Annotated in this window: 20 protein-coding genes; 13 read left to right on the forward strand and 7 right to left on the reverse strand. The window is 45.0% G+C overall.

From position 1 onward, the window contains the following. Positions 1 to 114 precede the first annotated feature (114 nt). The gene (locus tag LOZ91_RS05305; protein WP_180186340.1) at positions 115 to 1,395 is read left to right on the forward strand and encodes a replication-associated recombination protein A; all 1,281 of its coding nucleotides are present in this window, start codon (positions 115 to 117) and stop codon (positions 1,393 to 1,395) included. Positions 1,396 to 1,731: 336 nt separating this feature from the next. On the opposite strand, the gene purC is transcribed toward LOZ91_RS05305, so the two are convergent. From purC to dapA, 3 genes are read right to left on the reverse strand one after another with little or no spacing between them, the layout of a single operon-like run. Further along, positions 1,732 to 2,451 carry a phosphoribosylaminoimidazolesuccinocarboxamide synthase gene (gene purC, locus LOZ91_RS05310; RefSeq protein WP_005173343.1) on the reverse strand — a complete coding sequence of 240 codons (720 nt, stop codon included), beginning with the start codon at positions 2,449 to 2,451 and terminating at the stop codon, positions 1,732 to 1,734. Between the two features lie 37 nt (positions 2,452 to 2,488). After that, positions 2,489 to 3,094, reverse strand: a complete 606-nt coding sequence (locus tag LOZ91_RS05315; RefSeq protein WP_180050745.1) for a lipoprotein-34 precursor (NlpB) — start codon at positions 3,092 to 3,094, stop codon at positions 2,489 to 2,491. A 14-nt stretch (positions 3,095 to 3,108) separates the two neighbouring features. Then, entirely contained in the window at positions 3,109 to 4,008 is a 900-nt protein-coding gene (gene dapA / locus LOZ91_RS05320) for a 4-hydroxy-tetrahydrodipicolinate synthase (RefSeq protein ID WP_180050748.1), read from the reverse strand. A 724-nt stretch (positions 4,009 to 4,732) separates the two neighbouring features. Between dapA and mhpT the strand changes: the two genes are divergently transcribed. The 3 genes from mhpT (at position 4,733) to LOZ91_RS05335 (ending at position 7,866) form a co-directional block, all read left to right on the forward strand. After that, the gene (mhpT, locus tag LOZ91_RS05325) at positions 4,733 to 5,938 is read left to right on the forward strand and encodes a 3-(3-hydroxy-phenyl)propionate transporter MhpT (protein ID WP_005173339.1); all 1,206 of its coding nucleotides are present in this window, start codon (positions 4,733 to 4,735) and stop codon (positions 5,936 to 5,938) included. 195 nt (positions 5,939 to 6,133) lie between these two features. Continuing rightward, entirely contained in the window at positions 6,134 to 6,763 is a 630-nt protein-coding gene (pncA, locus tag LOZ91_RS05330) for a bifunctional nicotinamidase/pyrazinamidase (RefSeq protein ID WP_005173338.1), read from the forward strand. Positions 6,764 to 6,891: 128 nt separating this feature from the next. Then, positions 6,892 to 7,866 (forward strand): bile acid:sodium symporter family protein, encoded by a 975-nt coding sequence (locus LOZ91_RS05335; RefSeq protein ID WP_180001042.1) that lies wholly within the window; start codon positions 6,892 to 6,894, stop codon positions 7,864 to 7,866. A 128-nt stretch (positions 7,867 to 7,994) separates the two neighbouring features. Here the strand turns inward: LOZ91_RS05335 and LOZ91_RS05340 are convergent, their stop codons facing one another. Next, on the reverse strand, positions 7,995 to 9,248 hold the full coding sequence (locus LOZ91_RS05340) for a hypothetical protein (RefSeq protein WP_005173336.1): 1,254 nt from the start codon (positions 9,246 to 9,248) through the stop codon (positions 7,995 to 7,997). 77 nt (positions 9,249 to 9,325) lie between these two features. Here LOZ91_RS05340 and serB point away from each other — a divergent pair, with 77 nt between their 5' ends. The 3 genes from serB to LOZ91_RS05355 all read left to right on the forward strand — a co-directional run bounded on the left by serB (position 9,326) and on the right by LOZ91_RS05355 (position 11,917). Continuing rightward, positions 9,326 to 10,546 carry a phosphoserine phosphatase SerB gene (gene serB / locus LOZ91_RS05345; protein WP_180085550.1) on the forward strand — a complete coding sequence of 407 codons (1,221 nt, stop codon included), beginning with the start codon at positions 9,326 to 9,328 and terminating at the stop codon, positions 10,544 to 10,546. A gap of 415 nt (positions 10,547 to 10,961) precedes the next feature. Then, positions 10,962 to 11,297 carry a ciprofloxacin tolerance protein AciT gene (gene aciT, locus LOZ91_RS05350; RefSeq protein ID WP_074383829.1) on the forward strand — a complete coding sequence of 112 codons (336 nt, stop codon included), beginning with the start codon at positions 10,962 to 10,964 and terminating at the stop codon, positions 11,295 to 11,297. Positions 11,298 to 11,437: 140 nt separating this feature from the next. Beyond that, a complete protein-coding gene (locus tag LOZ91_RS05355; protein ID WP_005173328.1) occupies positions 11,438 to 11,917 on the forward strand; it encodes an SCP2 sterol-binding domain-containing protein in 480 nt (159 codons plus the stop codon). A 304-nt stretch (positions 11,918 to 12,221) separates the two neighbouring features. Here the strand turns inward: LOZ91_RS05355 and dtd are convergent, their stop codons facing one another. Beyond that, positions 12,222 to 12,662 (reverse strand): D-aminoacyl-tRNA deacylase, encoded by a 441-nt coding sequence (gene dtd / locus LOZ91_RS05360; RefSeq protein WP_005173326.1) that lies wholly within the window; start codon positions 12,660 to 12,662, stop codon positions 12,222 to 12,224. Between the two features lie 228 nt (positions 12,663 to 12,890). Here dtd and LOZ91_RS05365 point away from each other — a divergent pair, with 228 nt between their 5' ends. The 5 genes from LOZ91_RS05365 (at position 12,891) to asd (ending at position 18,331) form a co-directional block, all read left to right on the forward strand. After that, on the forward strand, positions 12,891 to 14,405 hold the full coding sequence (locus LOZ91_RS05365; protein ID WP_244782764.1) for a catalase: 1,515 nt from the start codon (positions 12,891 to 12,893) through the stop codon (positions 14,403 to 14,405). 188 nt (positions 14,406 to 14,593) lie between these two features. Beyond that, positions 14,594 to 15,127: an ankyrin repeat domain-containing protein gene (locus tag LOZ91_RS05370; protein ID WP_180050754.1), complete on the forward strand. Its 534-nt coding sequence runs from the start codon at positions 14,594 to 14,596 to the stop codon at positions 15,125 to 15,127. Positions 15,128 to 15,245: 118 nt separating this feature from the next. Then, positions 15,246 to 16,451 carry a nicotinate phosphoribosyltransferase gene (gene pncB / locus LOZ91_RS05375; RefSeq protein WP_244782765.1) on the forward strand — a complete coding sequence of 402 codons (1,206 nt, stop codon included), beginning with the start codon at positions 15,246 to 15,248 and terminating at the stop codon, positions 16,449 to 16,451. A gap of 183 nt (positions 16,452 to 16,634) precedes the next feature. Then, positions 16,635 to 17,483: a rhodanese-like domain-containing protein gene (locus LOZ91_RS05380; protein WP_225554267.1), complete on the forward strand. Its 849-nt coding sequence runs from the start codon at positions 16,635 to 16,637 to the stop codon at positions 17,481 to 17,483. Then, entirely contained in the window at positions 17,480 to 18,331 is an 852-nt protein-coding gene (gene asd / locus LOZ91_RS05385; protein WP_244782766.1) for an archaetidylserine decarboxylase, read from the forward strand. The genes LOZ91_RS05380 and asd overlap by 4 nt, the downstream gene beginning before the upstream one ends. A 163-nt stretch (positions 18,332 to 18,494) precedes the next feature. Here asd and LOZ91_RS05390 read toward each other — a convergent pair whose 3' ends face one another. Beyond that, a complete protein-coding gene (locus LOZ91_RS05390; protein WP_005173320.1) occupies positions 18,495 to 19,109 on the reverse strand; it encodes an SPOR domain-containing protein in 615 nt (204 codons plus the stop codon). A 307-nt stretch (positions 19,110 to 19,416) separates the two neighbouring features. Next, positions 19,417 to 21,207, reverse strand: coding sequence for an arginine--tRNA ligase (argS, locus tag LOZ91_RS05395; RefSeq protein ID WP_005173319.1), 1,791 nt, complete (start codon positions 21,205 to 21,207; stop codon positions 19,417 to 19,419). Positions 21,208 to 21,448: 241 nt separating this feature from the next. On the opposite strand from argS, the gene LOZ91_RS05400 reads away from it, so the two are divergent. After that, entirely contained in the window at positions 21,449 to 21,736 is a 288-nt protein-coding gene (locus LOZ91_RS05400) for a DUF2798 domain-containing protein (RefSeq protein ID WP_005173318.1), read from the forward strand. Positions 21,737 to 21,809: the final 73 nt, after the last annotated feature.

Raw genomic sequence — 21,809 nt, forward strand, 5'->3', positions numbered from 1 at the left:
AAAAAATAGAGGATTTCTACATAAATTAATTTTTTATGCTTTATGTTTGCAATCTTGGAATCAAAACTGCTGGTGTTAGAATGAGATCAGAATTTAGTTTGAGCCAATAATAACATGTCAGATAGTCATATCCCGCTTCCAGAACGCTTAAGACCACGTGACCTTGCAGAGATTATCGGGCAGGAACATTTGCTGGGGGAACAGGCGCCCTTACGCCAGATGATTGATCAGGGTCATCTACCGTCGATTATTTTCTGGGGACCACCCGGCGTTGGAAAAACCACCATTGCCTTACTGTTGGCACAAGCGGTAGATCGGCCTTTTATCAGTCTGTCTGCCCTGAATACCGGAGTGAAAGAGCTGCGTGAAGTGATTGCCGATGGTGGTGATCTGCTGACGCCAGTGGTCTTTATTGATGAAATTCACCGCTTTAATAAATCCCAGCAGGATGCACTGTTAAATGCAGTCGAAAAAGGGAAAATTACCTTAATTGGTGCCACTACCGAAAACCCGTCTTTTGAAGTGAATAGTGCCTTATTGTCACGTTGTCAGGTGTATAGCCTGAATGCGTTGAGTGCGGAATCGATTCAGACTCTGCTCACACAAGCCTTGCAAAATGACCGTTTTTTGCAGGAACGACATATCCTGATTGAAGAATTTGATGCCTTGGTGCAGTTCGCAGCAGGTGATGCCCGTAAAGCATTGAATTTACTTGATCTGATTGCCAGTACTTTTGAACCGGATATGGAAAATATCATCACCAATGCAGGGGTGGTGAAAGTGGCACAACAAAATATTGCCCGTTATGACAAGTCCGGTGAACAGCATTATGATCTGGTCTCGGCTTTTATAAAATCAATTCGCGGCAGTGATCCCGATGCAGCGCTGTACTGGATGGCACGCATGCTCAAAGGCGGTGAAGATCCGGTATTTATTGCCCGCCGTATGCTGATTGCAGCTTCTGAAGATATCGGTAATTCCAATCCGAATGCCTTATTGCTGGCGGGTGAATGTTTCCGTTCGGTGCAGGCCGTCGGCATGCCGGAATGCCGGATTATTTTAGGACAATGTGCGGTGTATTTAGCCACCAGTGCCAAAAGTAACAGCACCTATCTGGCAATTAACAAGGCGATGGAGCTTGCAGATAAAACCTCGAATTTGCCGGTGCCTTTGCATTTGAGAAATGCACCGACCAAGCTGATGAAAGAACAGGGCTACGGGGTGGATTATCTGTATCCGCATCATTATCCTGAGCATTTTGTGCTGCAAGACTATATGCCGCCAGAACTGAAAGATACCAAACTGTATGAGTCGGCACGCAATAAACGTGAAGTTGAAGGAGAGCGCTTACAGCAACGCCGTTGGCAACAACAGCAACAGCAACAGCAGCAATAATATCAGTACACAAATAGATTAAACTCAGGCAAAAAAAGCCCAATTCAAGGCGAATTGGGCATAAATTAGGATGTTTTTTCAAGGGAGAGAACATCCTAGAGGGTAGGCGATCAATCTGGTCGGCAAACCTTGAGTTAAATCAATCAGCTCACTGATTTGCCTGGTATGTGATGATATTAAGCCATAGGCTTTCCAATGTAAAAACGATCATTTTCATCTGTAATATTTGTTTTTTCGATTAAAGCTTAAAAGGTCAATCTGGCCCAGCCACAAAAAATCAGGGATAAAAAAACCGAGCTGTTGAGCTCGGTTTTTTTGAAGCAATGGACTATGCCATTAGATATTGTCGAGGTTAATACCTAAACGGCCCGCAACTTCTTCATAGGCTTCAACCACACCGCCTAAACCTTGACGGAAACGATCTTTGTCCAGTTTTTTCTTGGTGTCTTTGTCCCATAGACGGCAACCGTCTGGAGAGAATTCATCACCCAAAACGATACGGTCATGGAATACACCGAATTCAAGTTTGAAGTCGACCAGAATCATGTTACCGGCATCAAACAATGCTTTTAGCACATCATTGACTTGGTAAGTCAATTCTTTCATTTTTTCCAGTTGCTCAGCAGTCGCCCAACCTAAAGCAATCGCTTGCGATTCATTGACCATTGGATCGCCAAGCGCATCGTCTTTAAAGAACAATTCGAATGTAGATGGAGTCAGTTCTTTACCTTCTTCAACACCTAAACGGCGGCATAAAGAACCTGCTGCATAGTTACGAATCACACATTCAACCGGGATCATATCCAGTTTTTTCACCAGCACTTCATTTGGAGTCAGCAGTTTTTCAAAGTGAGTTTCAATACCCGCTTCTGCCAGCTTTTCCATGATGAAGGCGTTAAAACGGTTGTTCACCTTGCCTTTACGATCTAGTTGCTCGATTTTTTCGCCATTGAATGCAGAGGCATCATCTCGAAAGACTAAAATCAGATGGTCTGAACTGTCTGTGGTGTAGACAGATTTCGCTTTACCAGTATAGAGCAAGGTTTGTTTTAACATGAGGGAACCTTTTACAAAAAAAAATGCCTAGAAATGTCTAGGCTGGCCAATTTTGGTAAATCTGGTTGAGCAGTTCTGCGGCTTTTTCACGGTCGGCAAAACTGTTATCGGCATTGAACACAGCGAGGTTATTACTTGAACCGACAGAAGATAATCTTAATAGATAGGTTTGCTGGTCGACCCGAATCGTGACTTCGTAACGGTTTTTATTCTGCGCAACGATGCTATGATTCAGGCTGCTGAGGGTGGCAAGCGTATATTGCCAAATTGTAGCAGAATTTCCGTCAATTTTAAGCAGCGGATTAAGATTTCCGTCTGTGACCAACTGTGGTTTACCAACAGCATTGCTTTCAGTCAGCTCAGCTTGAGCGGTGTTTTCAGTCTGGGCCTGAGGGCGTGGCAAGGCAAAACGGTTGCCACGCTGGTTTTCAAGCTTCGGTGCATTTTCAATTGCAAGCGGATCGACTGTTGGAGCAGGATACAATGGCGTTGCAGGACGTACCATGGCGCCTTCAGGATATTGTAAAGCGTCCAGAGTTGTAGTTTCTTTATAGTCTAAAGTGCCGTTATTAAAGGCCATTGAACTACAACCTGCCAAACTGAATACTGAAAGTGTAAGGCTAAGTCCTAAACGTAATTGCATAATCTTGTGCTCTTTTATTTAATAACGCCCGCTTCGACCAGTGCTTCATGAAGCGGAGCGCGATATTGTTCTGCAAGTGGTGTTAATGGAAGGCGAATGCCAGTACCAATTAAGCCCATGTCATGGAGTGCCCATTTCACAGGAATTGGGTTTGATTCGCAAAATAAAATATTGTGTAAATTTGCAACCTGAGCATTTAACTGTTCAGCGTCTGTAGCATTACCTGTAATGGCAGCGGCACACACTTCACTCATGGCTTTCGGAGCCACATTCGCTGTGACCGAGATATTGCCTTTGGCGCCATGACTCATCAGCTGATATGCCGTTGCATCATCACCTGAGTAGACCACCATGTCTTTGTCTTTCAGACCTTGCAAGAGTTCAGCACCACGCGGTACATCGCCAGTCGCATCTTTAATCCCGACGATTTGTGGAATATCGGCCAGACGAATCACGGTTTCATTCAGCATGTCGACACCGGTACGGCCAGGGACATTATACAGAATCTGCGGAAGATCGACCGCTTCAGCCACAGCTTTATAATGCTGGTACAGGCCTTCCTGGGTCGGTTTGTTATAATAAGGCGTCACCAGAAGAGCAGCATCGGCGCCGAGTTCTTTGGCTTCACGGGTAAGTTGGATGGCTTCACGGGTCGAGTTTGCGCCTGTGCCGGCAATAATAGGAATACGTTTGTTGGCCACACGAATGATTTCTTTGATCACCTGGGTGTGTTCACTCATGCTCAGGGTCGAGGCTTCGCCTGTCGTTCCAACGGCAACAATACTGTTGGTGCCCTCTGCAATATGCCATTCAACCAGCTTCTCGAGACCCTTCCAATCTACGTTGCCATCTTCAAACATAGGGGTGACGATTGCGACTATGGAACCTTGAATGGTCTGTGCTTGCTGAGTCATTTTAAAAAACTATCCTATTTGTCCATCCGAAAGGAATGAGAAAACATAAATTGGGATGGATTTGTATTTTGATTTATAGCAAATTCAATGGACTTGCGCTGAATTGAAGATTGCTTATGCAAATTATGACTGATCAAACGCATAAGAACAATATGCTTTAGTCAAAGCCACTCAATTCTTTATACAAAGCCTTTTGAAAACAATCAAGTAATAAATTAGATGATTTATCCGGCGAAATACCGCGGTCAAACTGCGACTTAAGTCCCGGCTCAGCGAGATATTGTTGAATTTTGTCTGCAAAATTAGCTCGATTTGAGTAAAAATCTCGGCCAAGTCGTGAATTTCGTTGTTTTTAGCTGCTAAATTAATATTTTTATTGAATGAACCTATATGTAAAACATCTTTGTCTGGGGGCTAAGCTGATGTAAACAGATTAAAAAATTGAATCGATTAATCTTTTTTTAATATCAATGAATTGCATGATATTTTTCTAATCGGTTGGTTTTTTAACTTGATGTATAAGTCTTAAAGTATAAATTTTGAATTTTAAAACTTTTTGATTAATTGCTTTTGCGACTTTATCGCAAGGTCTGTTAGATGGAGCTGCTTCAGCTGCTGTGGGGATATCCAAGTAAAACGTTCAACTTATTGATAGTTATTTCTGCGCTCAGGCTCATAGATGATGGTCTTTCTTTTGTAACGCTGATTGAACAAGGATAATCCAATGGAAAAATCAGACAATAAGCATGCTATCGTCACGGTCGCGATCTGTTTTCTGATAGCGGTGATTGAAGGCTTGGATATTCAGGCTGCTGGTATTGCTGCAGCCGGTGTGCGTGAGCACTTCGGTCTCGATAGTTCCCAGTTGGGTGTGTTTTTTAGTGCAGGGATTCTGGGTTTATTACCCGGTGCACTGATCGGCGGTCGATTTGCAGACCGTATCGGCCGTAAGAAAGTGTTGATCTGGTCGACAGCAACATTTGCCATATTCACTTTATGTACAGTCTGGGTCAATAGCTTTAACAGTCTGCTGGCAGTACGTTTTCTGGCCGGAGCAGGTCTGGGCGGTGCGATGCCGATTCTCATCACACTCGCTTCTGAAGCGGTATCGCCGCAAAATCGTGGTCGTGCAGTCGGCTTGATGTATTGCGGTATGCCTGTGGGTGCTGCGATTTTATCTTTAATTGCTGCGACTGAATTTGGTGCCAACTGGAAAAATGTTTTCTATCTGGGCGGCTTGTTACCGATTTTTGCAATTCCATTGATGATGCTATTTTTGCCTGAATCGAAGGAATATCTGAAAACACAGAACAAAACTGCAGCAGAACTTGCCGTTGCACCACAAGGTTCATTTAAGGACCTGTTTAATTCGGACAACCTGTTACGTACCATGTGCATCTGGATCAGCTACTTCTTTACGCTGATGGTGGTTTACATCATGTTGAGCTGGTTACCCTCATTGTTTATGGAACTTGGCTTTAGCCGTAAGGATGGTTCAACCGCACAGTTCTACTTCATGGTCACGGCGACGATTGGTACAATTATCCTGGGTATGCTGACCGATCGCTGGAAAAAAGCGTATGTGATCCTGTTGATGTACGGCGGTATTCTTGCAGGTCTATTGGCACTAAATGGTGCAAGCTCACTGAACCAGATGTATATGGCAGCAGCATTGGCAGGTGCCTTCGTAATTGGCTGTCAGGGTGTACTTTATGCCTTCGGTAGTATCGTGTATCCAACAGAAGTGCGCGGTACCGGTGTCGGTGTTGCTTCTGCAGTCGGTCGTATTGGTGCCATGCTAGGCCCAGTCATCGCAGGTCAGCTCCTGGTGGCAGGTTTTGGTGCCGCAGGGGTAATTACAGCCGCAATCCCATGTATCATCATTTCTGCACTGTGTATGCTGTTCCTGGTGAACCGTACCAAAGTGTAATAGGCCAAGATTTGAAAAAGCCTGCTTTTGCAGGCTTTTTTGTGTTTAAAATTCAAGGAATCAAATCCGCAGTGCGGTTAAAAACAGGCAGAATCAGAATATGCAGTCACAGGGTTTTTAGCAGTCGCTCTAAAAATCCGATAACAATTTGCGCTATGCTTGGACATAAATCGAGATTTCAATGGATGAAAATACATGCAAAATAATATCGCTTTGCTGGTCGTAGATGTACAAAGAGGATTTACCCCAGGGGGTAATCTGGCAGTGGCCAATGCTGACCAGATTATCCCCAATATCAATTTATTGGGGCAGTATTTTCAAAATATTATCCTGACGCAGGACTGGCATCCAGAAAACCATATTTCTTTTGCAGACAATCACCCCGCTAAAGCGGCTTATGACAGCATTCAGCTGGATTATGGCACTCAGGTTTTATGGCCAAAGCATTGTGTGCAGGGGACAGTAGATGCCGAGTTGCATCCGGATTTAAATTTACCGCAAGCGCAACTGATTATCCGCAAGGGTTTTGATTCCCGGATTGACAGTTATTCCGCCTTTATGGAAGCAGATCAGAAAACCACAACCGGTTTGGCCGGCTATCTGCGTGAACGTGGTATTGATACGGTATTTGTGGTTGGGATTGCTACCGATTTCTGTGTGGCTTGGACCGCCATCGATGCCTGCAAACTGGGCTTTAAGACCTATGTCATTGCCGATGCCAGCAAGGGCATTGATCTGAATGGTTCCTTGCAACATGCCTGGCAAGATATGCTGGCGCATGGGGTAAAACGCATCTATACCAAAGATATCGTTCAGCCGGTTTAAAATTTTATCATGATGCGCTTCGGATATTTATTTGATCTTCGGCGCATTTAAATCTTCAGATTTCTGGTATTGAGAGATGCCTGTTTTATCTTGTTATTATTCTGCCTTTGTACCCCTGGATGAACCCCATGTCAGCCTTGCTCCAGTTTAGCCAATTTGTCCAAAAAACCTTTGCTTTATGGGTGCTGCTGTTTTCCGGCATTGCCTTAATGCTGCCCGAGGGCTTTGTCTGGTTACGCGCTTATATTCCATGGATGCTGGGCATCATCATGTTTGGTATGGGCATGACCATGACCGTAGGCGATTTTAAAAGTGTGCTACAAAGTCCGAAAGCTGTCGGGATTGGGGTCGTGGCCCAGTTTGTAGTGATGCCGGGTCTGGCTTTTCTCTTGTGTCAATTGTTCCAGTTGCCGCCGGAAATTGCGATCGGGGTGATACTGGTCGGTTGCTGTCCGGGTGGTACTGCCTCCAATGTCATTACCTATATGGCCAAAGGCAATACTGCTCTGTCTGTGGCCTGTACTTCCGTCTCAACCTTATTGGCTCCGATTCTGACCCCTGCGATTTTTTATCTCTTGGCCAGCCAATGGATCGAGATCAATGCCTTATCCATGCTGGTGTCGATTCTACAAGTGGTGCTATTTCCAATTCTTCTGGGCTTGATTGTACGGGGCCTGCTCAAGCAAAAAGTAAATGCCTATATTCAGGTGATGCCGCTGATTTCTGTGATTGCCATTGTCGCGATTGTGGCAGCGATTATTGCCGGCAGCAAAGCTCAGATTCTGCAATCCGGATTATTGATCTTGGGAGTTGTGGCCTTGCATAATGGTCTCGGTTATTTGCTGGGTTATTGGGCCAGTCGTATCTTTAAGCTGGCGGAAATAGACTGTCGTGCGGTATCGATTGAGGTGGGAATGCAGAATTCGGGTCTGGGTGTGGCTTTGGCTGCGACCCATTTTGCAGCTTCTCCACTTACGGCTTTGCCCAGTGCGATCTTTAGCTTATGGCACAATATTTCAGGGCCAGCTCTGGCCACCTATTGGGCAGCCAAAAGCAGGGCAACGACATTAGAGCCAAAGCAAAATCTGGATACAGACAGCTAGAGTTTTAAAATGCGGCAGTGATTTTAATTGCTGCAAGGCGCTGAATAATAAAACTTGACCAGTAACAGCTTGAAAATTCTGCGCATAAAAAAGCCCGATTTAAAGTCGGGCTTTGTACTGTACAACCTTTATGAGGCTTTGGACTGTTTGGATTTTAAAATCTCGGTTCTAAAAGTCTGTGCCAGTTCAGCCGTTTCTGCATCCATGCCATTCACTACAAAGGCATGACGGGTCAGGACATTGGTTGGATTCGGCATGCTCACCAGCTGGAAATGTTCGCTCACATCTTTCAGCAAGCTATTCGGGACATGTAAGGCACTTTCTTTTGCGACCAAGTGCTGGCTAAGACGCTCAGAGGCCTGCACCGAGCTGAGCTGCATCTCCTCGACTTTAGACGCAATTGCACTACGGGTTTGTAGTACAAAACGTTTTTCTTCACGATAGCGTTTATACAGTACTTCCGAGAGTAACTGGAATACCGCACTGATCATGGTCAGGCAGGCCAAGGCATTTGGCTTGTCTGCCGCAATGCTGATAGTGGCACCTTTTTCATCAAATTTATGCACAGTACTAATATCACTGCCATTCAGTTTGTAGCGCTGCACACAGAGTTCAGTGGCTTTATTCAGGAAAATCTGACACAGGTTGAAATAAGGCACCGATACGGTTTTATTCACGCTATCGAGTAACTGTTTTGGATCATAGAACTGGATATTCAAGCTCAGGCTATCGCTTTCTAGTACAGCTGGCTTATGTTCTTTTTCTTTGGCTTTATTTTTTACTGCCTGCTGGGCTTGGGCAATGGCCAGTGCAGCATTGTGCTTTTCCTGTTCCAGAGCTTGGGTCAGGGTCTGAATCTCGAATTTCAAACGGGATTCGTTGTTAATGCGTGCCAGATATTCGGTTCGGCTAGGACGCGCGATCGCGCGGTATGCCACCCAAATCAAAGCATGAATAATGAAAGAGAACAGAATCGCCAACCATTGCGTCCGCAGAATTTCACCCATACTTGGCTCAATCAGGGTGATTTCAATCAGACCAACTTTTTTCTCGTTTTGCAGTGCATCACGGACAAAAACTTCACCATCACGAGTTTTGGTCAGTCCACCGGTGGCTAAAACCTGACCTTTCGCATCCAGAATTCGAATCGAAGCCACACTCGGGTTGGTCGCATAACGATTTGCCAGCAAAGCCAGGGAAACACGATTGGCCGGTTCCAGCTCGGACAGGCTGTCTGTCACCAGTTGACTGGTGATCAGCTGCCCCTGACTGGTGCGGTTTTCATTCAGTTGGTGAGTGGTTGCCAATACCAGTAAAAAGGTATGCAGAGCAAAACTTACAATCAATAGGCTAGCAAATAGCCCTTGTCTAGGCGCATTCAACGTAAACTTCCAAGGCAATTCTGTTCAATTTCGATTATGATTCTAACAATAGTTGTAGCTCAGACCCGAGTCAATTCATGCGAGAAATCATTCTTATATCATTTTTAGGACCTGACCAGCCTAATCAATTTACACGATTAATGCAGGTTTTGTCCGCCCATTCCCTACAGATTTTAGATGTGGGGCAAGCGGTTATTCATAATCAGTTAACCTTAGGTATTGTTGTAGCGTCTGATGACCAGACGGCGACAGCATTAGCCATGAAGGAAATCCTGATTCTAGCACATGATATCGGGTTAACTGTGCGCTTTAAACCGATCTCTGCGACTGAATATGATCAGTGGGTCAAAGAGGGTGGGCGCACACGTTATATCGTAACGGCATTGGCCCCTGAATTAAATGCCTCTCATTTGCAGGCCGTGACCCAGATTGTCTCGGCTCAGGGTTTTAATATTGAAACCGTAACCCGTCTGTCTGGCCGTCCGGCCCTGGATGGCAGCAGTACCGGTCCGAAACGTGCCTGTATCGAATTTGGTTTAAAAGGACAAATGCTGGATGCCGCAGCCATGCGTGCTGCCTGTTTGCGTTTATCCAGTGAACTGAATGTCGATGTTGCGGTTCAGGAAGACAATGCCTATCGCCGTAACCGCCGTCTGGTCTGCTTTGATATGGACTCGACCCTGATCGAACAGGAAGTGATTGATGAACTGGCGATTGAAGCAGGGGTCGGTGCGCAGGTTGCTCAAATTACTGAACGCGCCATGCAAGGTGAACTTGATTTTCAGGCCAGTTTCCGTGCCCGTGTGGCTTTATTGAAAGGCATGGATGCATCGGTACTGCCGAAAATTGCCGAGCGCCTGACCATTACCGAGGGTGCTGAACGCCTGATTTCGACTTTAAAAGCATTGGGTTACCGTACTGCAATTCTGTCGGGTGGTTTTCAGTACTTTGCCGAATATCTGCAAGGCAAACTGGATATTGATGAAGTGCATGCCAATGCGCTTGATGTTCAGGATGGTGTAGTCACGGGTGAAGTCAAAGGTCATATTGTCGATGGCGCGCGCAAAGCTTTATTGCTTGGCGAAATTGCCAAAGAGATGGGAATTTCACTGGAACAGACCATTGCAGTCGGTGATGGTGCCAATGACTTGCCAATGTTATCGATTGCAGGACTCGGTGTGGCTTTCCGTGCCAAGCCACTGGTGCGTCAAAATGCCACGCAGGCGATTTCCAGTGTCGGTCTGGATGGCGTGCTGTATCTGCTCGGGGTACACGATAAAGACCTGAATCAGGCATAAACACTATTTTTGATAGAATAAACGCGACCTCAGGGTCGCGTTTTTTGATTGCCTTTGAACCAGGGTGACCAAGCCAGCAGAGAAGGTTGACTATAAAAACATCGATCATCTTAAACGGAAAAATAATTTTTTCAGTCAATAACAGCCCTGATAATTTTGTAATGACACGCCAACATTGACGCAGTCATTGATCCACAAAAATGCCAAAAGCAAAAAATGTAATGACAATATAATATCGCGACAAAGTATGTCGTGAGACCAGATCACAGGACTTTTTTTATGCAAAAAACTCAGCATAATGCAGGCATAGAGATACAAATCAACAGATTCCATTTTATTGATTGAACGAAATTCAATAGATAGAACCGTTGCAATATCAAACAGGCAAACTATCTATTTGGATGGAGGGGTTTATATGGTAACAGCGAATTTAGCAACGATCGTGGGCTTCAGTTTAGTCGCTGCAGCTGTAGTTGCTGTGTTCTTCTCGCCTTATCGTCGCTGGTTGAGTTTTATGGCAGCCGGGATGTTGGTCTGGGGCTTGATTGAGATGATTCGTGTAGGCACACAAGCCTGGTTTGATCTGCCAATGACCTATAGCTATCTGAGTGCATTGACAGCAGTCATGATGGTGGTCACTTTCTTATTATTGCGTGAAGACCGTCGTGCAGAGCGTGCCTTGGCAAAACGCCGTTGTATCGAACATACGCCAGTCTATGAAGATGATCAGCAGCAGCTTTCGAGCCGTTAAGTCTACAAATCGCAAAGAAAAAATGCACCCACGGGTGCATTTTTTAGCTTAGAAATATGATACAAACTGCTTAATCAACCTAGCCAAGAATTATGCTAGGATATTTGTCAATTTTCGTACAATTAGAATAGGCATCCTCCATGAAACTGTCGTCCATTCCTGTGTTAAAACTTCCTCTTATTGATATGAGTACAGATCCACTGGACTTGTTGGTCGCGGGTCTGGCTTTACGTATGAAGCAATTGGCACGTACCAGCCCAAAATTTATTGAACTGGTACATGAGCGTCAATTCCGGATCCAGATTGGCACAGATGAAGGTATGGCACGTCAGATCATTGTCAATAATGGCCAGATTGAGACGGTTTCAGGTGATGCAGAGAAAGCAGATTTTGTATTGCAGTTTGCTGATAGTGAACAGGGTGTAAAGACCTTGGTCAAAGGTGACCCGACAGCATTCATGACCGGTATGCAAAGTGGCACCATCAAAATGGAAGGTGACTTTGGCCTGCTGGTCTGGTTTAACCAGGTGGCGAAGATGATTCCACCCAAATTGCCCAAACCGGTCAAAGAAAAAATTAAATTTGCCCGGGCGTTTATTAAAGAAAAAACGGGTAAATAAAACTCTGCTCCTGACTTCCTCTCCTTTTTCAAGGAGGGCTGAGGGCAGGATTCAGCCAGTTTCAATCTGGGTAATGCCAGTCAGTTAGGGAGTTTAGATCTAAGCTCCTTAATTTTTTAAATCTTTTGCAGAAACAATTATTTTCTAATCTTGCGGTACAATACACCTGATGCCCCAGACCGTTGGGGATGAGGTTTCCAGCTACCCCATATCATTATGAATAACAATAATAAAAAACCAGACAGTTTCCTGCCTGATCTCGATTACTGAATCTGAGGGCTTTTTAATGTGGAAAATAATGTCGCTATTCAACTTCTAAATTAAAGGTCACCGGCCCATCATTGACCAAATGTACTTTCATATCCGCTGCAAAAATACCAGTTTGTACATGTTCAAATTGTGACTTTGCATAGTCAACCAGTTGCTCATACAGCTCTTTTGCAGCAGCAGGTGGCATGGCAGGGCCAAAATCTGGACGTAAACCTTTTTGGGTTTGCGCCATCAGGGTAAATTGCGAAACCAGCAGTAAACCACCTCCGGCCTGACCGACATTCCAGCCCATTTTGCCTTGTTCATCATCAAAGAATCGGTATTTCAATATCTTATCAATCAGCTTTTTACCTTTTTCCAGATTGTCGTCCTTGCCCAGGCCCAGAAAAACCAGAATTCCTTTATTTATTTCGCCCGTGGTTTCACCCTCGACCATGACTTTAGCTTCTAAAACTCTTTGTAATAAGGCACGCATTTTACATATTGACTGATAACGATAGATGGGCGTGATTGTAACAAGAATAAAACCTGAAGCAGTATCAGAGACTGATTTTTATGAGTTTTAAATATTTGAAAATCAATTGATTAATTTTTATAAATTCATTAAAACGATTGAAGTAATAAAAATAATCTGTTTTAACAATTTTTAGTTTTTATATATCTTAGCACCTGCAGGAAAGGTAATAAATTGAGAGATTTAGAAATGTTTAAGCGTTCATTACTGGTTGCAATGCTTGCAACTGTCACAGCCACACAAGCTGCTCCTCTAACTAAAGACAATGGTGCGCCAGTCGGTGATAACCAGAACTCAATCACAGCAGGCCCAAATGGTTCAGTCTTGCTTCAAGACGTTCAATTGGTACAAAAACTACAACGTTTTGGTCGTGAGCGTATTCCGGAGCGTGTGGTACATGCGCGTGGTACAGGGGCGTATGGTGAATTCGTTGCAACTAAAGACCTGTCTGACTTAACAATTGCTTCTCTATTCAAGACCGGTACTAAAACTCCAGTTTTTGTCCGTATGTCTACGGTAATTCATGGTAAAGGTTCACCGGAAACCCTGCGTGACCCACACGGTTTCGCGATCAAGTTCTATACTCAAGAAGGGAATTGGGATCTGGTCGGTAACCAGACACCGGTATTCTTCATCCGTGATGCGATCAAATTCCCGGACTTCATTCATGCAATGAAGCCAAGCCCGGTGACAAACGTACAAGATGCCAACCGTGTGTTTGACTTCCTGTCGAGCCAGCCATGGGCTACCAACATGCTGACTTATGTGTACGGCAAACAAGGTGTGCCCACCAGCTACCGCGAACAGGACGGTTTCGGGGTACATGCTTACAAGCTATATAACGACAAGGGCGAATACAAATATGTGAAATTCAACTTCCGCTCGCAACAAGGCGTGAAGGGGCTGAATGTGAAAGAAGCTGCCGTGCAACAGGGCAAAGACTTCAATCACTTGACCAATGATCTTTATAACAACATTTATGCCGGCAACTTCCCGAAATGGGATCTGCATATCCAGGTACTGGATCCAAAAGATCTCGGCAAGTTTGATTTTGATCCACTTGATCCCACCAAGATCTGGCCAACTGACTTAGTTCCAGAAGTGAAAGTGGGGACATTGACCCTGAACCGCATGCCAAAGAACTTCTTCAATGAGACTGAACAGTCGGCATTTGCACCAGGTAATCTGGTTCCGGGTATTGAGCCATCGGAAGACCGTCTGCTACAAGGCCGTATCTTCTCTTACTCAGATACGCAAATGTACCGTCTGGGTGTGAATCACCAGCAACTTCCGGTGAACCGTCCAGTGGTTGCTGTAAATAACAACAACCAGGAAGGTTATATGAACGTATCTGAGCGTGACTCGGATGTGAACTATGAGCCAAGCCGCAAAGAGCCAAAAGCTGCGACTGCAAAAGCACGTGCGGTACAAACACCATTATCGGGTCATGTACAGCAAATCGGTGTGAAAGAGCAGAACTTCAAGCAGGCAGGTGAGCTGTACCGCTCGTATACTGCCAAAGAGAAAGATGACCTGATTATGAACCTGGCTGCGGACTTAGGTGCAGTAAAAGATTCAGAAACCAAGCACATCATGTTGTCTTATTTCTACAAGGCAGATGCCGACTACGGTACACGTATGACCAAAGCGGTAAATGGCAACATCGCAACGGTCAAAGCCAAAGCAGCCCAACTTAAAGACTGATTTCGATTGGTCGATCAGGATTGGTGACTAGGGTTTAAGAATTCACCTCCGCAAAGTCCTGTAGAACTCCAAACCTTTCCTGCACCCTAGGGGGAGTTCTACAGGCACTCCGTTTTACTCATCTTATCTAATCTGAATAGAATCATTTTCGATTCATGTCTCTATTTGATTTCTGTTAGGAGTTCATCATGAAAGCTATGCAGCATGCAGTTTTAGCCAGTATTCTCGCGATAGGTTCCATGTTCGCAAACGTGGCCACCGCCAAGGAGATCTCCTCCCCCGCTAAAACTGTGGAAAATGTTCAGATGAGCTCACAACAGGAATTAGTTGCATTGTTTTTTGCCGCAGCCAAAACCGGCAATGACGAAGTGATTCATGAATTTCTAAAGTATGGTTTTCCGGTTGATGTACGCAATAGTGCCGGTTTTACCCCACTGATGATGGCGACCTATTATGGCCATCAAACTATTGTGACGACCTTGCTCAATCATGGGGCTGATCGCTGCGCCCGCGACAATAAAGGCAATACCGCATTGATGGGGGCACTGTTTAAAATGGAATTTGCGATTGCCAAACAGCTGCGTCAGGTCGACTGTGATGCCCAAGCCAAGCAGACCGGGCAAAAGACCACAGCCGAATTTGCCAAGGTGATTGGTCAGGAAAAACAGCTGCAGAAAATTATTCAAGAACAGGGGAAAACCCCAGGCCAGTTGCCGAAATAATACCCCTTATACTCTGATACTTTTGTCGCGAATTCAGCTAGCTGTACGTAAATCCTGCAATATTGCATAAAATTTTATGCTTTAATGTTGAGATAAGCACAGCGATATTTCCTTAGTTATGGCTCCAATTATCCGTTCCCTGTTAGATACTGACTTGTACAAATTCACCATGTTACAAGTGGTATTACACAAGTTTCCGCAAACGCATAGTGTCTACCATTTTCGTTGTCGTAATCTGGAAGATACAGTCTATCCACTGACGGATATTCTGGATGATCTCAATCATCAACTTGATCTGTTGTGTCAGCTCAACTTCAAAGAAGACGAGTTGCAATATTTAAGAAGTCTGCGTTTTATCAAGAGTGATTTCGTCGATTATCTGGAACTGTTTCAACTGAAACGCCGTTTTATTCAAGCCAGCATCGATAGCGAAAGTCGTTTAGACATTAAAGTTGAAGGCCCGATGGTTCAGGCGATGATGTTTGAAATCTTCGTACTGGCAATTGTCAATGAACTGTATTTTAGCCGGATCCGTAGTCCTGAAGTGCTGGCTGAAGGTGAGCGCCGTTTACAGGCGAAAATACAATTATTAAAAGAATACGATGCATCGCAACATCCACATGATCCGCCATTTTTAGTGTCGGATTTTGGGACACGTCGCCGTTATAGTTTCGAATGGCAAAAGCATGTGGTAGAAGAATTCAACAAGGCTGCACCACATGTCTTCCGTGGTACCAGTAATGTGTTATTGGCGAAAGAATTGGGAATTACCCCGATTGGCACCATGGCGCATGAATTCCTGCAAGCATTTCAGGCGCTTGACGTGCGTCTGCGTAATTTCCAGAAATCTGCGCTGGAAACCTGGGTACAGGAATATCGTGGTGATTTAGGTATTGCCCTGACTGATGTGGTCGGTATGGATGCTTTCCTGCGTGATTTTGACCTGTATTTTGCCAAACTGTTTGACGGCCTGCGTCATGACAGTGGTGATCCCTATGTTTGGGGTGACAAGGCCTATGCACATTATAAAAAACTGAAAATTGACAGCAAAACCAAAATGCTGACTTTCAGTGATGGTCTGAATCTGGAAAAAGCCTGGAAACTGCATCAATACTTTAAAGACCGTTTTCAGGTCAGTTTCGGGATTGGCACCAACCTGACCAACGACATGGGCCAAACCCCCTTAAATATCGTATTGAAACTGGTGGAATGTAACCGTCAGTCGGTGGCAAAAATTTCGGACAGTCCAGGCAAAACCATGACTGATAATGATACTTTCCTGGCTTATTTGCGTCAGGTTTTCGAGATCACTGAACCTGCTTAAGCACATTTTAGACATGAGTAATTTTAAAAACCGCTTCGCTACAGGGGCGGTTTTTTTATACAAGATGGCTTTTTAGCATGACTTATCTAAAATCCTGCTAATCATCTTAAAAGAAACCGCATAAGTGTAAAAATGAGCTGTGCTAAGATCAAAACAATTTGACCCATCATAGCCATGATAACGATGACAGCTTCAGCTTTTAATTTTGGTCTGCTGATCGAGGCAGAAGATTTAGTTCCCTATTTGGGCCATGAAAAACTTCGTATTGTCGACCTCAGCCGGGCTTCTGTGTATGAGCAGTTGCATATTCCACATGCCCTGCATTTACAACCCAAGCTGCTGGTTCGTCAGGAAGAGCATACGATGGGGCTATTGCCGGATGCAGAAGGCTTGCAGGTCCTCATTGCTTATCTGAATATTTCGCCTGAGCATCATGTGGTGGCCTATGATGATGAGGGCGGGGCATGGGCCGGGCGTTTACTCTGGAATCTGCATTGTCTGGGTTTTGAAAATACCAGCCTATTGAATGGCGGGATTCATGCCTGGCTGGGTGCAGGTTTGCCAACCTCGTCCGATCAGGAAATATTTAGCCCGGTGAGTCATTTAGTTCCTGTCAATCTCGAGCAAAAATCAGAGTTTCAGATTGGCTATGATGAATTACACCAGCTCATTGAAAATGAACAAGTTCAACTGTGGGATTGCCGCACTGAAGATGAATATACTGGCCTGCGTCTGGCAGCGCGCCGCGGTGGTCATATTCCGGGAGCACGTCATTTTGAATGGAGTACTGCCCTTAACCGGCAAAATCATTTAAAATTGCAGCCTTTACCACGTACTCAGCAGCGTCTGGAACAACTGGGCTTTGATTTGACTCAGCCGGTTGTGGTGTACTGCCAGTCCCATCATCGCTCAGGTTTGGCCTATATTCTGGGCCGTTTACTGGGCTGGAAAATTCGAGCCTATGATGGTGCGTGGAGTGAATGGGGCAATCGCCTCAATAGTCCAATCGCTACAGGGGAGGTGCCATCTTGAGCATCACATCACGTTTAAAACAACAGTTTTTTATTAAAGCTCAACGATTAGTACCGCAACATCGCCTGTCTCGTGTGGTCGGCAAAATTGCTGCCAGCGAAAACCCGATTATCAAAACGGCTGTAATTACTGTCTTTAAGGCACAGTACGGCATTGATATGTCGATTGCTGAACAGGCCAATGCCTTGAAATTCAAATCATTTAATGAATTCTTTACCCGTGCCCTGAAACAAGGGATTCGTGCAGTTGATCCAGATGCCAGCAGCATTGTTTCACCTGCGGATGGGGCGATTTCCCAGCTGGGTAAAATTGAAAATGGCGATGTGTTTCAGGCCAAAGGTCAAAAATTTACTGTAGAAGCGCTGATTGCTGACCCGCAACTGGCTGAACCCTTCAAGAATGGTGAATTTGCGACAGTATATTTGTCACCACGTGATTATCACCGTGTGCATATGCCATTTGCAGGGACTTTGACTGAAACCTTGTATGTACCGGGGGAACTGTTCTCGGTCAATCAGGTCACGGCAGAAAACATTCCGGGCCTGTTTGCTCGCAATGAACGCATGGTCTGCCTGTTTGATACTGAAATTGGCCGTATGGCAGTGGTCTTGGTGGGTGCAATGATTGTCGCTGGTATTGAAACGGTGGCTACTGGCAAGGTTAAACCTTCTGGTCGGATCGAGTTAAACCAGCATGATCTGTTCCTGGAAAAAGGTGCGGAACTGGGCAGGTTCTACCTCGGTTCAACTGCAGTGATTTTATTTGAAGAACATAAAATGCAGTGGGATGCCGCGTTCAAGGCCAATTCTTTGGTGAATATGGGTGAAGCATTGGGGCATACGGTTTAAAGATTTTAGCCTCTTGTATCCTCCCCCTTTTTCAAAGGGGGATCGAGGGGGATTAATCCTGAATGATATAAATCCTCCCTTGCGGAGTAATGCTCCTCACCCTTTTCCAAAGAGGAAAGGATACAAAAAAAGCGCCATCAGGCGCTTTTTCTCATTTAAATCTTTAGCGTTTCACCACAATCGAATCAATGCCACTGTGTTGCAAGGTCTGCTGGGCAATCAGTGCCGCATCAGCCGAGTCATAAGGGCCTGAGACCACGCGATACCAGACTTTGCCATTTTCTACGCTTCTGACCACATCAGCAGACAGGCCATTCAGAATAATTTCCGCACGGCGGGCATCGGCCTGATCCGGATCATCAAAACTGCGTACTTGCAGAATATAGCTGACCGAAGCTGCAACCGGTGCTTCGCTGACTTCTAAGCCAGGTTCAGTGCTTGCTGCAGCTTCAGGAACTTCAGGTCGAGGTGCTTCTACAATCACCACAGTATCCTGTCTTTTAGCTTCAGGTACCGCCTGTTCAGGAATCGGAGTTACTTGTTGTTGTGGCAACAAATCGTAAAAACGGTAATCCTTATTGGTGTCTTCTTCCTGGACAGATGCTGCAGTCGTTTGAGTTTTAGGCTTAACCGGTTCCCATGGCTTCCACAACATCAGTGCCATTAAAAAACTCAACACGATTAAAATGATCACGAGTGTGCCGAGCCAGGTCGGAATCAGTGGCTTTTTAGGCTTATTCGGTCTTTCAGATACACCGCGTTGCGTTTTTCCAAACACTTGGGATTTCCTCTATATGGGGTTGCCTCATAGAAAAGGCATAACAGTGGTTATGCCTGACTATTATTTCATCCTATGTGATTAAGATCCAAATGTCATTATTTAGATCAAACTGCACACCAGATTTATACTTGAGCTATTTTTCAAATAGCTGGCAGAATCTAGCCAGGTATTTTTTGAACAGCTAAAACAACAGTTTTCGTTGTGGCCTCGAGTAGAGCTTTTGTCTTGCGAGCATGCAAAACAATCTATACATGCTTACTCAAGCGAAGCTTTCGCCTTGCGAGCATGCAAAGCGGTGCTTTGCTTACATGCTCTCAGGCGCAGACACACCTAAAAGTTCTAAGCCATTACGCAATACCTGACGTACGTTCACTGATAACAGTAAACGCGCCTGAGTCAGTTCAGCATCATCACCGAGTACTTTATTGTCGTTGTACCAGCCGTGGAACAAGGCTGCCAGCTCTTTCAGGTAGTTGCCGATTTGATGTGGCTCATGGCTGTTTGCAGCACGCACCAGAATTTCTGGATAGGCAGCCAGTTTAGCCAGAACTTCAGTTTCAGCATCCAGCTCGAGTCGGGCCGCCAGAGTACGCGCTGCCGCAGCGTCAAAATTCACGCCTGTAGAGGCCGCTTTTTCTAACATACGGCAGATTCGGGCATGCGCATACTGGATGTAATATACAGCGTTGTCTTTGCTTTGCGACACCGCTAAGTCTAGATCGAAATCGATGTGTTGTTCAGATTTACGCATCACATAGTAGAAACGTGCAGCATCGTTGCCGACTTCTTTGCGCAGATCACGCAAGGTCACGAACTGACCTGAACGAGATGACATTTGTACCATCTCGCCACCGCGCCACAGGCTGACAAACTGAACCAGAAGCACCGTTAATTTCTTCGAGTCATAGCCCATCGCATCAATCGCTGCTTTCACACGTGCGATATAACCGTGGTGATCGGAACCCCAGATATCAATAATATCGGTATAGCCACGTTGTAATTTATTCAGGTGATAGGCAATGTCAGAGGCAAAGTAGGTGGTCTGGCCATTACGGCGTTTCACCACACGGTCTTTTTCATCACCAAATTCAGTCGACTTGAACCAGATATTGCCATCTTTTTCGTACAGGAAACCACGTTGATCTAAGGTTTGTAAGGCTTCTTCAATTTTGTCGGTTAATGATTCTTCGCTAAACCATTGGTTGAAAGTGACACCAAATTCGCCCAGGTCATCTTTAATATCATCCAGAATCGCTTTGAGTGCTGCCTGTAGGAAGACACGATAGCCTGTACCAATCAACGCCTGAGAATTAAAGATCAAACCATCAATGTGCTTTTCTTTGTCGCCAGACACCACCACTTTGTTGCCATCTGCATCCAGTTCAGCAGCGAATTGCACATCTTCCGGTACATCTTTATACACATCCGCAACCGGGCGGACATAAGCATCGCCATCCTGGTCAATAATGCTTTGCGCGATTTCTTTGACATAGTCGCCTTGGTAAGCATTTTTCGGGAAGACCAGTTCCTGACCATTTAACTCTAAATAACGCAGGTAAGTTGAAGTGGCCAGAATGTCCATTTGACGGCCAGCATCATTGACATAGTATTCGCGATCTACTTTGGCACCAGTCGCCTCTAAAAGATTGGCAACGGTCATGCCATACGCGGCACCACGACCATGACCCACGTGCAGGCTAGAGGTCGGATTGGCAGAGACAAATTCAACCTGAATGCGTTTGTCCGCATTGACCTGGGTGCGACCATAAGCATCTTGCTGTGCTTGAATTTGATCGAGTACCACAAAGCGCTGGTCTGCATTGAGGAAGAAGTTAATAAAACCAGGACCTGCGATTTCCGCTTTGCTGATATCTGCCACTTCAGGAAGAACAGCAAGCATTTTTTCTGCTAAATCACGCGGCTTCATACCCGCAGCTTTAGAGGCAATCATCGCGATATTTGAGGCGAAATCACCGTGTGTTCGGTCTTTGGTACGCGTCAAACTACTGCTGTTTTTCCAGTCAGATGGGAGGACACCTTCAGCTTGAAGGGATTGCACTGCATGTTCTAGAGCTGCTTGGATTGCCGTGTTCATAATCAGTCGAAAATAAATGTCGCAGAAAAACAGCAAATATAGCAAATTTCATGCTCTTTAGGTAAAAGCATTTCTAGGGAATAAAATTTATACGATCACCCCACAGATTTTTTACAATCTGGTCTTTGGGAGAATGTGATCAATCGGGTGAAAATAACATCAATTTTAATAAAAATGCACCTTCAGAAGTATAAAATTTGGCTTATATTAGTGATCTTAAAATATAGAAAAAGAGCAGTCCGTGGATTCGCAACAACATCCGACCATTATTGGCAATATTCCTAAACTTCCGGCGAAATGGGCACTGATTATTGTGCCGTTTATCTTGTCTGGTCTGATGAGTGGTATCATTTCCATGATCAATATGCTGCGCAATTTAGGCTGGATTGATGGATTCATGCCACTTTGGTTTCACAACTGGATGATTTCCTGGGCAATTGCCTTTCCAGTCGTGGTGACCTTATTACCTTTTGTCCGCAAATTTACCGGACTGCTGGTAGATATGTCAGGCCCCCAAGCACCAAAGTGATTGCTTGAAACAACGCTGACAAAGGCAGATTAATTAGATCTCAAACCGCCTGGCTCTGCTGCAGAGCCAAGCT

The sequence above is a fragment of the Acinetobacter sp. F-1 genome, from assembly GCF_022869025.1.
In the GTDB taxonomy this organism is placed as follows: domain Bacteria; phylum Pseudomonadota; class Gammaproteobacteria; order Pseudomonadales; family Moraxellaceae; genus Acinetobacter; species Acinetobacter pseudolwoffii.